Genomic DNA, 13,138 nt, shown 5'->3' on the forward strand with positions numbered 1-13,138 from the left:
AAGGCATCTGCCACATAGCAGATGCCTTTTTCGTTTATTTCTTTTCAAATACGAGGAACCGGAACGAGATGTCGGTGGTCAATTCCGGCAGTGCCGCGAGACGGGCTGCGCCGTCCCGGGGCGTTTTCCAGTAGTAGGGCGTCATGGCGAAGAGAGCTTCCAGCTGCCCGGCAGGCACCGTGATGCTGCCGGAGACTTCCCGTTCTCCGATGGCTTCAAAGCCCGGATACTCCACTTCCTGCACCGGGTTCTTGTAAGGCTTTTCGTAGAGGACGGCCTTCATCTGGAAGAGATGCTCTGCACCCGGCACGGCGTAGATGAGCCGTCCGCCGGGGCGCAGGACGCGGAGAAACTCCTCCTGCGCGAAGGGCGAGAAGCAGTTGAGCAGCACATCCGCCCAGCCTGTGCGCACCGGCTGATGGAAACTGGACGCCACGGCGTACCGGGCCGAGGGCAGGGCCTTCGCAGCCAGACGCACGGCTGGCTTTGCGATGTCAAAACCGGCCAATTCCAGCGGGAGGCCCGCCTCTTCGAACTGTTTTGCGATGCACCGGTCATACCAGCCCTCGCCGCAGCCTGCGTCCAACAGGCGGAGCGGCTTTCCGGCTTTCGGCTGACCGTACTCGAGGCAGAGTTCTCCCAGCGCCTGCCCGAAGATGCCGTAGTAGCCCGCGCTCAGGAACGCGCGGCGGGCAGCGACCATTTCCCTGCTGTCGCCGGGGGCCTTGGTACGGGTGTTCTGCACCGGCAGCAGATGCCAGTAGCCCTCTTTGGCCCGGTCGAAGCTGTGGCCAGAGGGACATTTCAGTGCGTTATCCCCGGCAAGCGGTGCGCCGCACAGCGGGCAGCACCACGGGGCGAATCCCTCTGCCATCACACTTCCTCGCTGTGGTCCTCGATGGGAGCCGTCGCGCCGCCGTGGGCGTTCATATACTCCTCAAAGCTGGTGAACTTCTGCTGCGGCGGGCGGCGGCTGATGAGCACGAGGCCCGGGTCTTCGTCCTTCGTCGGGACATTATTGCTGCGGCTGCGGTTATTGCGGCCGGACTGCTCTGCCTTGGGGGCGCGGGGCGCACGGCCTGCGCCGCTCTGCTCATTGCGGTTGTTGCTGCGGCCACTGCGGTTCTCATTGCGCTGGCTGTTCTGCTGGGCAGGCTGAGCCGGGCGGGCGCTGCGGTCGTTCCGCTCATTGCGGGGGCTGCGGCCTGCACCATTACGGCCATTGTTCTCGCTGCGCTGGGCGGGCTGGCGGTTCTGCATCGCGGTAGGAATGGTCTGGGCCGGAACGGCGGGGGTGGCAGCGTTTTTCTTGGCAGAACGGAGCGGGGTGGCCTCCGGGGCGCTCACAAAGTGGGGGTCGAACTTCGGCTGGGCGTTGCTGCCGCGGCCTGCGCCCTGTGCGGGGGCATTGCCTTCGCGGCGGGGGCGGTTGTTATTGTTACGGCGGCTGTTGTCGCGTCCGCCGGGGGTGCGCTTGTTATCATCCATGAGTTGTTCCTCTTTTGCTTCGATTTTGGGAGCCTTCTGCTTTTTTGCCGCAGAGGGCCTGGCCGCACTCTTTTTTTCGGGCGCAGCGGGTTTGGCGGCTTTTTCCGCCTTGGGAGTTTCGGCCTTTTCGGGGGCAGGCTGTTCGGCCTTGGGCTTGCGGCCCCGCACCGGCGGGGCTGCTTTTACGGGGGCGGGTACGCCGTCCCACGGGTGGCCGGACACCACCGGTATCTTCCGGCGGTTGAGCTTTTCGATGCCGGCCAGATATTCCATCTCCTCGGGTGCGCAGAAGCTCACTGCCGTGCCATCTGCGCCCGCGCGGGCGGTGCGGCCGATGCGGTGGACGTAGGTCTCCGGCACCTCGGGCAGGTCGTAGTTGAACACATGGGAGAGCTCGCTGATGTCGATGCCGCGGGCGGCGATGTCTGTGGCCACCAGCACCCTGGTCTTGCCCTCCTTGAAGCCTTCCAGCGCCGCCACACGGGCGGTCTGGCTCTTGTTGCCGTGGATCGCAGCGGCGGTGATGCCCTGCTTGGTCAGATCGCGGGCGATCTTATCCGCGCCGTGCTTGGTGCGGCTGAACACCAGCGCATTCTGCACCGGCGGGGTCAGGTTCTTGATGAGCCAGGGCAGCAGGAACTTCTTGTTGCCCTTCTCGACGAAATACAGGCTCTGGTCGATGCGCTCCACCGTGCTGGACACAGGGTCCACCTTCACGAAGGCAGGGTCATGCAGGATGCCTGCGGCCAGCTGCTCGATCTCTTTGGGCATGGTGGCGCTGAACATCAGGTTCTGGCGCTTTGCGGGCAGCTTTGCGATGACCTTCTTCACGTCATGCACAAAGCCCATGTCCAGCATCCGGTCGGCCTCGTCCAGCACAAAGACCTCGAGGTTCGACAGGTCGATATGGCCCTGTCCGATGAGGTCGTTCAGACGGCCCGGGCAGGCGATGAGGATGTCCACGCCCTTTCGGATGGCCTCCACCTGCGGGGCCTGGCCCACGCCGCCGAAGATGACGGTGCTGCGCAGTTTGAGGTACTTGCCGTAGGCGTCGAAGCTCTCGCCGATCTGGAGAGCCAGCTCACGAGTGGGGGTGAGGATGAGGGCGCGGACAGCGCCCTTCTTGCGGGGGGCGGCGGCGCTCAGCCGGTCGAGCATGGGCAGCGCAAAGGCAGCGGTCTTGCCGGTGCCGGTCTGGGCGCAGCCCATCAGATCGCGCCCTTCCAGCACCGGCGGGATGGCCGAAGCCTGAATGGGCGAGGGGGTCTCATAGCCTGCCTCGCTTACAGCCTTGAGCAGGGGGGCGGACAGTTTCAAATCGTTAAAAGTCATGGTTCTCCTTGGTCATTCTTTGATTCTGCGGCACTCGATGTAATACCGCTTTTCCTCCGCATGGCCCATGCTGAAGGTCTTGCGGGGCAGCACGCCGCCCATCACGATGCCTTTGAACAGATCGCTCTTCTCGAAGGGCGGCAGCAGGAAGGCCACGCCGCCCTGTCTGGTCAGGGCGCGGACGGCGGGCTCGTCGTGGACGTAATCCACCCGGGCCTCGCTGTGGCGGGCCATAAAGTATTCGATAAATTCGTCCACCGTGCCGACGGTCAGCGGGGCGACGGGGTCCTCGAAGCTGAGGACGTTGGACACATGGGGGCCGGCCAGCGTGAAGGCCTGCTGCTTCGAGTCGCCGAAGCAGATGCCGGCCATGTTGGAGTCGCTCCACGAGATCAGGGCCAGCAGCACCGCGCCGCAGTCCACATTGAAGAGGACGCGGTGAATGGGCTCGATCTCGATCGCAGGCGAATGGACGTTGCACACCTCAGCCAGGCACCAGCGGGCGGGATGGCTTTCCCGCTCCTCAGGGGTCAGGGTGGCTTTCAGCTCCTCCCAGCAGGCTTTGGCTGCGGCCAGCGAATGGTTGCCGTCGCCCACAGCCAGCGTCAAGGGCTTTGCGCCCCTGGCCTGGGGATACTTGGCGTCGAAAGCCTCCTGACTGCCCAGTGCAGCCAGTGCAGCATCGATCTGTGCCAGCATCGCAGGATCTTCCACGGCCCAGCCTGCAATGTGGCCGCCGCCCTGCATCAGCTCGCCCTCGTACAGCTTTTTCAGCTCGCTCTTGTGCGCGCCGATGGGCTCGACGAGGGTGCAGCCGGGGTCGTCGGCCAGCATCATGACATGGGGCGTTTCCAGCGCCGCACCCCGGCGCACGGCCATGCGGGGCGGGATGCGCTCAGTGACGGTGCGCTCGCTGGGCCGGATGGCCGGGCGGGCGCCCTTCTCGTAGCTGTAAGCCTCGAGGTCTATCTTGCCCACGAGGCCCTGACGCACCCGGCCGCTCTGCTCGGTGCGCTCGACGTAGACAAAGCCGTCCACGGCGCGGGTCAGCACGTCGCGGCTGTACTCGTCCATCGCGGCGTGGATGTTCTCCACCCGCTGGGCCGCGTCTTCATCCTCGAGGTAGACTTCCGGCAGGATGAGCCGCAGGGTGCTGGGGCAGCCGCCCACAGCGGCGTCTGCCTGCTCCCAGTAGGCGCGGTCGCTGGTAAACTGGTCACAGGCCACGCAGCCCCACTTTTCCAGAGGGATGTTCTCCCCGGGCAGCAGGATGTGGGCCGGACCAAAGCAGGATGCAGTTTTCATAACACATTCCTCCCTCTCACATAAATCACCAACAGCAAATGGAGCGCTCTCACTGGAAAATGCCCGCTGCATCGTCCCAGAACACGGCATGCTCCACGCCGGAAGCCGACAGGGTGTCCCGCAGCTCGTTGCGGGCAGTGTCGTCCATGGTCTGCTTTGCGGGGACTTCGACCACGAGGTTCCTGACGCCCAGTGCCGTCGCGGAGCCGCCCACGGTGGAAGCGCCGTCCGTCACCTGACCCAGCGAGTAACCGTACCACAGGGTCACGCTGCCCTCAAAGCGGGCATCCCATGCGGCGATGTCCGCAGCCAGCTGGGCGCTGCGGTCGCGCCCGCCGGTGGAGCCGAAGTCCTGCTTGCCGTTCTGGGCAGAGGGGAACTGGACGTTCTCCAGCAGCACGTGGTCAAAGCCCATGCTCTGCACCTCGCCGATGAGGTCGCCGATGAACTGGACGGCCTCGTCGGAATAGGGGTTGAGCCAGGGGTTGCCGCCGGCGGACGCCTTATTATCCAGCCAGAGGTAAGCCTGCCCGGTGTAGCCGATGGCCATATTGCGGTCGGTGCGGGCCGCGATGGGGTCGCGGAAGGCCGCCAGCTTTGCCACCGGCACAAGGCCGTTCTCCTTGAGCACCGAGGCGATGAGGGCCGGGTCAAGGGACGCCCCCTCGATGCTGCCTGCCGCAGCAGCCACCTGAGAGGGATACAGGATGTTTCCGGCACTGTCCTTCAGGGTGACGACGGCGTAGGCTGCGCCCTGCTGGGCCAGCTGCCGGGCGGCGGCACGCAGGGAAGCTTCGTCCTTTGCCGCAGCCGTGTCCAGAACGCCCCAGCTGCCCTCGATGATGACGCCTGCGGGTGCAGCCGGTTCCGATCCCGGCTCCGAGTCCGCCCGCACCTCCGAGGAAGCGGCAGGCTCTGCCGTCACTTCCGACGAAGCGGCCGCACTGGAGGCTGTCGTCTCAGACGAAGCCGAGAGGTCACGGTTGCGCACCACGGTGTACCAGGTGTGGGTGGCCCAGTCCAGCACATGGGGCGCGGCCAGCCAGCCCACGACCAGCACCACGGCCACCAGCACGATGATGCCGACGGCCTTCTTCACCCACATGCCGGGGCTGTAAAAACTGCGGTGATACCGCTTGACCTTTTTATACTTTGCCATGATCGTCCCTTTCTCCTGCACTCCTCACAGGATCACCGAGTGGCCCGTAAAACCATAGATAGCCAGCGCCAGCACGCCGATGTAGATGAGCGTGATGGGCAGGCCCCGGAACGCCTCCGGGATGGCCTCGCTGCGCAGACGGCGGTCAGCCTCCGTCACCAGCATGACGGCCAGCAGATAGCCCAGGCCGCTGCCGAGGCCGAAGCCCATGCTCTGCTCCAGCGTAAAGCTCTGGGTGCGCTCCACCAGCACCGTACCCAGCACGCCGCTGTTGACCGCCGCCAGCGGCAGGATGCGGAGCAGCTGGCCGCCGTGGCGCTTGCCCCGTGCGGCCCAGAGCACGATAAATTCAAACAGGCTCACCACCGCCACGCAGGCCAGATAGACCAGCGGACGGAGCTGGGCGGGGTTGGACTGGGCGGCGATGAAGCCGCCCGCATAGAACGCCAGCGGAGCCACCAGCACCTGCGTGACACAGAGCAGCAGGGCGAACCACCCGCTGCTGGTGCGCTCGTCGCCCACCAGCTGGACGAGGCGGGACACGCCGAGGCCCCGGGTGAACACCGCGTTCTGTGCAAAGACGGCCAGCACGGCGTAGCCAAAAAATACGCCGACGGCCTGCATCACATCATTCATCCTCAGGCTCCCCCTCTTTCTGGCGGTAGACCGCCATGAGGCCGCGGGCCTCTGATGTCAGATAGTTTTTGTGCTTCTTGGCCAGCGTGCGCCAGACGGCACACAGCACGCCCAGCACGATGAAGCCGCCAGCCGGCATACTGGCCATGGGCAGGACGGAACGGCTCAGCACATGGCCGAACACCGTGCCGGCGCTCAGCCACTCGCGCACACAGCCCAGTAAAAGCAGCAGCAGGCCGTAGCCGATGGTGATGCGGATGCCCTTGGAGACGGCCTTTTTCATCGTCTCCTGCACGCGGCCAAAGCGATAGGTCAGCAGCGGCTCCACCACCAGCATGGGCAGATAGATACCCAGCACCAGCAGGCTCACGCCGAACAGCCGATTCAGGATGGGGTACGCCGCCAGATAGACCACTGCCGCGCTGCCCGAATAGAGGATGCTGCGGGGCAGCAGCTTCTTTTCCAGCTCTGCGTTGGCCGGATGCTCCTCCCGCAGGGGGAACAGGCGGCTCAGCAGGCAGGCCAGCATCCGGGAGGGCGTCAGCAGCAGCGCCACGGCCACGGCCAGCATCAGGGCGTTCTGGCCGCTCGTCGCAAGGACGACCAGCGGCGCAAGGCCCATGCCCTGCATGACCACGGGGTTATTCAGAAAGACGCGGTCATGGTGGAAGAATCTTTCCGGGTTCCGGGTGATGAGTTCTGCAGCATGACGTTTCATTCCGCATCCCCCTTTCCGGTCTTCTTCCCTTTGAAGTATCTGCCGCTCTTTATCAGCTCATGGAGGCGGACTTCGGTGCGGTCGAGCCAGCCGGAGATGCTGTTGACCGCCAGAATGGCGAAGCAGACGCCCGTCTCGTAGACGCCGAAGTAGCGGAAGCCCATCGTAAAGGCTCCCACCATGACGCCGTAGAGGATACGGCCCCGCCGGTGGTGGGCGCAGGTGTAGGGCTCATTGAGCAGGAAGACGGCGCTGAAGAGCATCGCGCCCGTCAGCATCTCGTCGCGCACACAGCGCAGGCGGAACACAAGGCCCGCCGTAAAGGCGGTCCCCTCCGTCAGACCCAGCTGGCGCGGGAAGAAGAAGACGATGAGGCCCGCCGTGATGAGAAAGCTCAGGGAGGCGCTCAGCCGCACATCCTTCTGCATCCAGAGGAAGAGGCCGCAGGCCACCAGCACGATGGCTGCACCGGTCCCCATCGGGGCAGCATACTCGCCCAGCACCAGCGACAGGGCGCTGATGTTGATGAGGCCGCCGCTGCGCAGGGTGTCCGAGATGGTGCTGGATGTTGCTACGCCGGAGGCGTCCCAGAGCGGGATATTGGCGTATGGGGCCGGATAGCGGAAGACCTGCTCCGGCCAGGACACTGCCGCCACCGCGTAGCCCACGGCGGCGGGGTGGAAGGGGTAGCTGCCATAGCCGCCGAAGACCTCTTTGCCGATGAGAGCACCGGCCAGAATGGCGGCGGCGAGGACGTACCAGTCCACCGTCGCGGGCATCAGCAGGGTGATGACGAGGGCAAAGCTCTCGTTGGAATAATCCCCGGCCTGATAGACGCGGCGGCGCAGCAGAGAGATGAGCCGGTCACACAGGTTGCCCATCAGCACCGCAAAGCCGCAGAGCAGCAGCGGGCGCAGGCCGTAGAGGTAGCAGGAGACGCAGAGCAGCGGCACGCAGAGAAAGCAGATGTGCTTATAGTATCTGCCGGTGCGCTGGAGTTCTTCCTCCTGCAGCCGGATCAATGCTTCATCCATGGGCAGTCCCCTCTCAGAGAGCTGCCATCGCACGGACGGCCGCGGCGGGGTCGGCGGCGCCAAAGATGGCGCTGCCTGCCACCAGCACGTCCGCACCGGCGGCAACGCACTGCGGAGCGGTGGCGGCATCCACGCCGCCGTCCACTTCCAGCAGGAATTTCAGGCCACGGCGGTCTTTTTCCGCCTTGAGCCAGCGGAGCTTGTCGAGGGCCGAGGGCATGAACTTCTGGCCGCCGAAGCCCGGCTCCACGCTCATGACCAGCACGAGGTCCAGCTGGTCGAGGTAGTAGCCCAGCTCTTCCACCGGGGTGCCGGGCTTGATGGTCATGCCCACCTTGCAGCCCTGGGCCTTGATGGCGTCGATGGTCTCCTGGATGTCGTCGTCGCACTCGAGGTGGAAGTTGAGCAGGCTGGCACCGGCCTTGGCAAAAGCCTCGGCATACTGCTGGGGGTGGGTGATCATCAGGTGGACGTCATAGAAAGCGTCCGGCAGGGCCTTGTGCAGGCTCTTGAGCACCGGGACACCAAAGCTGATGTTCGGCACGAAGTGGCCGTCCATCACGTCATAATGCAGCATCTGCGCACCGGCATCCAGCACCATGCGGCAGTCTGCGCCGAGATGGCTGAAGTCAGCCGAAAGGATAGAAGGACTGATCGTTGTCATTTTATTTTACTCCCCGTTATTTTTTAGAGAATTTTTGTAATTTTGTTCTGCCGCCGTCCCTGCGGCATCTCCCACAGGAGCAGTCGGCATAGTCGATTATAGTTTACATGAAAACAGCGAAAAAATCAAACCCGCCGCCGTGTTTTTCACGGAAAAGACGTAAAGTTCTGCGTATCTCCCCTCTTCCACAATGCAAAAAGCAGCCAGACCGCTCCTTTGAGGGGCAGTCTGACCGCTGTGAAGTTAGTCTACCGGCTTCATACTGGCCGGGTCTTCCACCGCACCGGGGCGGCCGCTCTCGTCGGGCAGACGCTTCATGCCGCCGGGGTTGGGGGGCTGGACGGGCAGAGTGAAGACGAACCTGCACCACTCGCCCTGCTTGCTCTCCACCCGTATCTGGCCGCCGGAGAGGTTGACCAGCACCTTGCAGATGTTGAGGCCGAGACCTGCGCCCCGGGCGTGGAGGCCCCGGGACCGGTCTTCTTTGTAGAAGCGCTGGAAGACGTAGGGCAGCGCCTCGGGGCTGATGCCCTGGCCGGAGTTCCAGATGGAGACTTCCACCTCCGGGCCCAGCCTCTCCACCCCGAAGCGGATTGTGCCGCCTGCCGGGGTGAACTTGATGGCGTTGTCCAGCAGATTGTAGGCCACCTGATGGATGAGGTCGGGGTCGGCGTAGACCAGCACTTTCTCATCCATGGTCAGGCCGTCAATGTCGATCATGCCGTCGTTGATGCGCTGCTCTGCCGAGAGGGCCACGCCGGTCAGCGTCTCCCAGATGTTGAACATCCGGGCGTTCACCTGATATTCGCCGCTCTCCAGCTTCGAGAGATCCAGCATATTCTGGATGAGGCGCGCCAGACGGCCCGTCTCCTCACTGACCAGCTGTAAGTAGTGGTTCTGCATATCGGGCGGGATGGTGCCGTCCAGAATGCCGTCGATGAAGCCCTTGATGGTGGTCATGGGGGTGCGCAGCTCGTGGGCGATGTTGCCCATGAACTGGCCCCGGGAGTTGTCGTTGGACTGGATATTGTCCGCCATCTGGTTGAAGGTGCGGGCCAGGTCGGCCACTTCGCCTTCGCCGTCCACGCCCTCGACCCGGACGGACAGGTCGCCGCCGCCGAAGCGCTGGGCCGCATCCGTCACCTTCTGGATGGGGTCGGTGAGCTTATGCATCATCACCTTGGTGAGGACGCTGGCCACCAGCAGCATCAGACAGGCCGAGAGGAAGAAGTTCGAGAAGAACTCATTGCGGAACTCCACCAGCCGGTCGCCCGACGAGCAGAGGAAAAGGTAGCCGGTACACTCGCCGCTCTCGCTGCGCATCTCATGCACCGAGATGTAGCTCTTCTCGGTCAGTACGCCGTCCAGCGTGCCGAAGACGTGATAATTCTCCTTGGCCTTGGCCGACTTTTCCAGCACGGACGCCTCCACCACATCCCCGGCCAGATCGTCCGGGTCTGAGGCCAGCACCACGTTGCCGTCGCAGTCGGTGAAGAACAGGTACACTTCCGCGCTCTCGCCGATGAGCTCGAGCTTGGTGTTCAGGGCTTCCAGTTCTTCGCCCTCTGGCAGAGCAGCTTCCTGCACCAGATGGGACGCCGTGCGCTGGGCCACATTGACCACTTCGTCCAGCACGTCGTACCGCTCCTGCGCGAAGTAGTTGCTGAACAGCACCAGCTCCGAGCCGCCCATGATCACCGTACCGAAGATGAGCAGGGTGCTCATAAGCGAGAAGAACGCAACGGAAACACTTTTGCGCATTACTGACGCACCTCGAATTTATAGCCCACGCCCCAGACGGTCTTCAGTTCCCATTTATCGGAAGCACCGGCCAGCTTCTCGCGCAGGCGCTTGACATGGACGTCGATGGTGCGGCTGTCGCCGTAGTATTCGAAGCCCCACACCTCGTCCAGCAGCTGGTCACGGGTGTAGACCCGGTTGGGGTGAGAGGCGAGGCAGTTCAGCAGTTCCAGCTCCTTCGGGGGAGCTTCCACCACCTTGCCCTTGACCCGCAGCTCGTAGCTGTTCATGTCGAGGCGGAGGTTGTCGAACTCGATGACGCCCTCGGAGCTCTCGGTCTGGGACGTGGTGACGGTGCAGCGGCGCAGCACCGCCTTGATGCGGGCCACGACCTCTTTGGTGTCGAAGGGCTTGACCATGTAGTCGTCTGCGCCCAGCTCGAGGCCCAGCACCTTGTCAAAGGTCTCGCCCTTGGCCGTCAGCATCATGACCGGGGTGTTGCCCAGCTTGCGGATGCGGCGGCAGACCTCGAGGCCGTCCATCCTGGGCATCATGACGTCCAGCAGCACCATGTCGGGCTTGAGCTGGTTGAACTTTTCAAGGCCCTCTTCGCCGTCGTTGGCCGTCGTGACCTGATAGCCCTCCTTGGTCAGGTAGAGCCGCAGCAGCTCGCAGATGTTGGTATCGTCGTCCACAACGAGTATCTTTTCGTTTGCCATGTGAGTGTTCCTCCTCTATCCAGTCCAAAGCCAGCCCCCGCCGGGCGCTGGCCGCAATTTTGATGTTGACCTATATTTTATTATACGGGACAGTTATGACAAAATAAAGAAGGTTTTGTATGATTTTTGAATCTTTGGCAGACAAAGAGGGCGGGAGCAATATAAATACACCAAAAGGGGCCTCCTTTGCAGGAGGCCCCTTGGGTATATCGCATATTGTTCAAAACGGCTCGTTCGTTTTTTACAAATCGTCCACAAAATCCCAGAAATGCGACGGTCCTTGTGTACGCGTGATAGTTTCTAAATCGCCGTGATCATTGTACCACACCGTTGTTCCATCCGGCTGGTCCATTCCCCAGAAAGTCGTGCCATCACTGTTTACCGTTTTACGGTCAAAGTTTTCATATCCGTAATCTGTCTTGTGTCTATACGGCATAATCAACGTCCTCCTGTCAGCATATTATACACTATAAGAATTCCAATAGTGCCTGAGTAAATACTATAACTTATACAATAGTTTGTCAAGCAAAAATATAAAACAAGCAACAGTTTCTCCGTTTTGACTATCTATAAGGGCTATACTTTAGCAAATTAGCAAAGGAGCAGCTTTATGTTCGGAGAATTGTTGAGGGAACTAAGAAAAGACCATAAAATGACGCAAACCGATCTCGCAGCGCTGCTTTCTCTTTCTCCTCTGACGATTTCAGCCTACGAATGTGGTCGAAGTATGCCGGACGATGAGACAAAAGTGAAAATCGCACGGATTTTTAACGTCTCGCTTGATTATCTGCTCGGGTTGATTCGTGAGCCGTTTCCTTTTGAACGCAGCCAGCATACAATTTTTTGTCCACCGAATTTTTCGTCAGATGACATAGACAAAGTACAGGAATATGTTCAATTCCTCTCTTATCAAAAGAAAATCAAAAGCAAATCGCTATAACTACAATGACCAAAAGGGGCCTCCTTTGCAGGAGGCCCCTTTTGCATATCACGGGCTGGTCAGAATGGGGGACGCAGCCCGGTTTCTGGTATTTTCAGGGAAATGCGCTCAAATCCTTTGAAGCGGTCTTTACAGGATGGGGCTCTGGATGTTGTCGTTGTTCTGGATGCCGTGCTTCTCGGCGTAGCCGGTCAGCATCAGGGTCAGAGCGCCGTCGCCGGTGACGTTGCAGGCAGTGCCGAAGCTGTCCTGCAGGGCGAAGATGGCGAGCATCAGAGCGGTGCCGGCGTCATCGAACATCAGAACGCCGGTGATGAGGCCCAGAGAAGCCATGACGGTACCGCCGGGGACGCCGGGAGCGCCGATGGCGAAGATGCCGAGCAGGGCGCAGAAGAGGAGCATGGTGCCGATGCTGGGCAGGTGGCCGTAGAGGATCTTGGAGATGGTCATGCAGAAGAAGACCTCAGTCAGGACAGAGCCGCAGAGGTGGATGTTGGCGAACAGGGGGATGCCGAAGCTGACCATATCCTTGCGCAGGACCTTGCTCTTGCGGGCGCAGTCCAGAGCGACTGCCAGGGTGGCGGCGCTGGACATGGTGCCGACAGCAGTCAGGTAAGCGGGGCCGTAGTGGCGGAGGACTTCCCAGGGGTTCTTGCCGGAGTATGCACCGGCCAGCAGATACAGGACAGCCAGCCAGATATAGTGGCCTGCCATGACGATGAGGATGATCTGGATGAAGGCGGGCAGCTGGTGGGTGATCATGCCCTCATAGCTCAGGTTGCAGAAGGTAGCGGCGATATAGAAGGGCAGCATGGGGATGATGATCTTGCCGACGATGTCCAGCACGATGTTCTGGAACTCGCCGAGGAAGTCGCAGGTGAGCTTGCTGTTGGTCCAGGTAGCGGCCAGACCCACCAGAACGCTGAGCACGAGGGCGCTCATGACGCTCATGATCTGGGGAATGTTCAGCTCGAACACGACGTCGGGCAGGGTCCGCAGACCGGCCACCTCAGTGTCGATGGACAGGTGCGGGATGAGGGCGTAGCCTGCGCCGGTGCTCATGAGGGCTGCGCAGACAGAGGAAACGTAAGCGATCACGATCGCCACGCCCAGCAGGCGGGAAGCGTTCTTGCCCAGCTTGGTGATGGACGGGGCGATGAAGCCGATGATGATGAGCGGCACACAGAAGGTGATGAGCTGGCCCATGATATACTGTAAGGTGACGACCACCTTCATGACGCTCTCCGGGAAGACCTGGCCCAGGATGACGCCGATGATGATACCGAGAAGCAGCCGGAACGGCAGGTTATCGAATAGCTTTTTCATAATAATTTACCCCTAATTCTCCTGCGCTTCGGGCGCAGGGTGTTTTTTGCAGGATGCGGATGCAGGCTTGCCAGGGT

Annotated in this window: 13 protein-coding genes; 1 reads left to right on the plus strand and 12 read right to left on the minus strand. The window is 61.9% G+C overall.

Annotation, left to right across the window (positions count from 1 at the left end; all coding sequences use genetic code 11):
- Positions 1–34: 34 nt before the first annotated feature.
- From J3349_RS09645 to J3349_RS09695, 11 genes are all read right to left on the minus strand, one after another.
- A complete protein-coding gene (locus tag J3349_RS09645) occupies positions 35–874 on the minus strand; it encodes a putative RNA methyltransferase (RefSeq protein WP_207677265.1) in 840 nt (279 codons plus the stop codon).
- On the minus strand, positions 874–2,820 hold the full coding sequence (locus J3349_RS09650) for a DEAD/DEAH box helicase (RefSeq protein WP_207677266.1): 1,947 nt from the start codon (positions 2,818–2,820) through the stop codon (positions 874–876). The genes J3349_RS09645 and J3349_RS09650 overlap by 1 nt, the downstream gene beginning before the upstream one ends.
- Before the next feature lie 12 nt (positions 2,821–2,832).
- Positions 2,833–4,125, minus strand: a complete 1,293-nt coding sequence (locus J3349_RS09655) for a DUF1015 domain-containing protein (RefSeq protein WP_207677267.1) — start codon at positions 4,123–4,125, stop codon at positions 2,833–2,835.
- A gap of 49 nt (positions 4,126–4,174) precedes the next feature.
- Positions 4,175–5,284 carry a putative glycoside hydrolase gene (locus J3349_RS09660; RefSeq protein WP_207677268.1) on the minus strand — a complete coding sequence of 370 codons (1,110 nt, stop codon included), beginning with the start codon at positions 5,282–5,284 and terminating at the stop codon, positions 4,175–4,177.
- A gap of 24 nt (positions 5,285–5,308) precedes the next feature.
- Entirely contained in the window at positions 5,309–5,920 is a 612-nt protein-coding gene (locus J3349_RS09665) for an Rnf-Nqr domain containing protein (RefSeq protein WP_207677269.1), read from the minus strand.
- Positions 5,913–6,638 carry an Rnf-Nqr domain containing protein gene (locus tag J3349_RS09670; protein WP_207677270.1) on the minus strand — a complete coding sequence of 242 codons (726 nt, stop codon included), beginning with the start codon at positions 6,636–6,638 and terminating at the stop codon, positions 5,913–5,915. Before J3349_RS09670 ends, J3349_RS09665 begins: the two co-directional genes overlap by 8 nt.
- Positions 6,635–7,672 carry an RnfABCDGE type electron transport complex subunit D gene (locus J3349_RS09675; RefSeq protein WP_207677271.1) on the minus strand — a complete coding sequence of 346 codons (1,038 nt, stop codon included), beginning with the start codon at positions 7,670–7,672 and terminating at the stop codon, positions 6,635–6,637. Before J3349_RS09675 ends, J3349_RS09670 begins: the two co-directional genes overlap by 4 nt.
- A 13-nt stretch (positions 7,673–7,685) precedes the next feature.
- Positions 7,686–8,336, minus strand: a complete 651-nt coding sequence (gene rpe, locus J3349_RS09680; RefSeq protein ID WP_149794013.1) for a ribulose-phosphate 3-epimerase — start codon at positions 8,334–8,336, stop codon at positions 7,686–7,688.
- A gap of 243 nt (positions 8,337–8,579) precedes the next feature.
- The gene (locus J3349_RS09685; RefSeq protein ID WP_207677272.1) at positions 8,580–10,097 is read right to left on the minus strand and encodes a HAMP domain-containing sensor histidine kinase; all 1,518 of its coding nucleotides are present in this window, start codon (positions 10,095–10,097) and stop codon (positions 8,580–8,582) included.
- Entirely contained in the window at positions 10,097–10,795 is a 699-nt protein-coding gene (locus tag J3349_RS09690; protein ID WP_015564480.1) for a response regulator transcription factor, read from the minus strand. The genes J3349_RS09685 and J3349_RS09690 overlap by 1 nt, the downstream gene beginning before the upstream one ends.
- Positions 10,796–11,036: 241 nt before the next feature.
- A complete protein-coding gene (locus tag J3349_RS09695; RefSeq protein WP_207677273.1) occupies positions 11,037–11,231 on the minus strand; it encodes a hypothetical protein in 195 nt (64 codons plus the stop codon).
- A gap of 174 nt (positions 11,232–11,405) precedes the next feature.
- Here J3349_RS09695 and J3349_RS09700 point away from each other — a divergent pair, with 174 nt between their 5' ends.
- Positions 11,406–11,735 (plus strand): helix-turn-helix transcriptional regulator, encoded by a 330-nt coding sequence (locus J3349_RS09700; RefSeq protein ID WP_207677274.1) that lies wholly within the window; start codon positions 11,406–11,408, stop codon positions 11,733–11,735.
- A gap of 129 nt (positions 11,736–11,864) precedes the next feature.
- Here J3349_RS09700 and J3349_RS09705 read toward each other — a convergent pair whose 3' ends face one another.
- On the minus strand, positions 11,865–13,061 hold the full coding sequence (locus J3349_RS09705) for a dicarboxylate/amino acid:cation symporter (RefSeq protein WP_207677275.1): 1,197 nt from the start codon (positions 13,059–13,061) through the stop codon (positions 11,865–11,867).
- Positions 13,062–13,138 lie beyond the last annotated feature (77 nt).

Source organism: Faecalibacterium sp. Marseille-P9590 (assembly GCF_017377665.1).
GTDB lineage: Bacteria > Bacillota > Clostridia > Oscillospirales > Ruminococcaceae > Faecalibacterium.

Bases quoted from the DNA above. Each gene is read 5' to 3' on its own strand.
- J3349_RS09645 (WP_207677265.1), bottom strand. From the start codon at position 874: ATGGCAGAGGGATTCGCCCCGTGGTGCTGCCCGCTGTGCGGCGCACCG.
- J3349_RS09650 (WP_207677266.1), bottom strand. From the start codon at position 2,820: ATGACTTTTAACGATTTGAAACTGTCCGCCCCCCTGCTCAAGGCTGTA.
- J3349_RS09655 (WP_207677267.1), bottom strand. From the start codon at position 4,125: ATGAAAACTGCATCCTGCTTTGGTCCGGCCCACATCCTGCTGCCCGGG.
- J3349_RS09660 (WP_207677268.1), bottom strand. From the start codon at position 5,284: ATGGCAAAGTATAAAAAGGTCAAGCGGTATCACCGCAGTTTTTACAGC.
- J3349_RS09665 (WP_207677269.1), bottom strand. From the start codon at position 5,920: ATGAATGATGTGATGCAGGCCGTCGGCGTATTTTTTGGCTACGCCGTG.
- J3349_RS09670 (WP_207677270.1), bottom strand. From the start codon at position 6,638: ATGAAACGTCATGCTGCAGAACTCATCACCCGGAACCCGGAAAGATTC.
- J3349_RS09675 (WP_207677271.1), bottom strand. From the start codon at position 7,672: ATGGATGAAGCATTGATCCGGCTGCAGGAGGAAGAACTCCAGCGCACC.
- rpe (WP_149794013.1), bottom strand. From the start codon at position 8,336: ATGACAACGATCAGTCCTTCTATCCTTTCGGCTGACTTCAGCCATCTC.
- J3349_RS09685 (WP_207677272.1), bottom strand. From the start codon at position 10,097: ATGCGCAAAAGTGTTTCCGTTGCGTTCTTCTCGCTTATGAGCACCCTG.
- J3349_RS09690 (WP_015564480.1), bottom strand. From the start codon at position 10,795: ATGGCAAACGAAAAGATACTCGTTGTGGACGACGATACCAACATCTGC.
- J3349_RS09695 (WP_207677273.1), bottom strand. From the start codon at position 11,231: ATGCCGTATAGACACAAGACAGATTACGGATATGAAAACTTTGACCGT.
- J3349_RS09700 (WP_207677274.1), top strand. From the start codon at position 11,406: ATGTTCGGAGAATTGTTGAGGGAACTAAGAAAAGACCATAAAATGACG.
- J3349_RS09705 (WP_207677275.1), bottom strand. From the start codon at position 13,061: ATGAAAAAGCTATTCGATAACCTGCCGTTCCGGCTGCTTCTCGGTATC.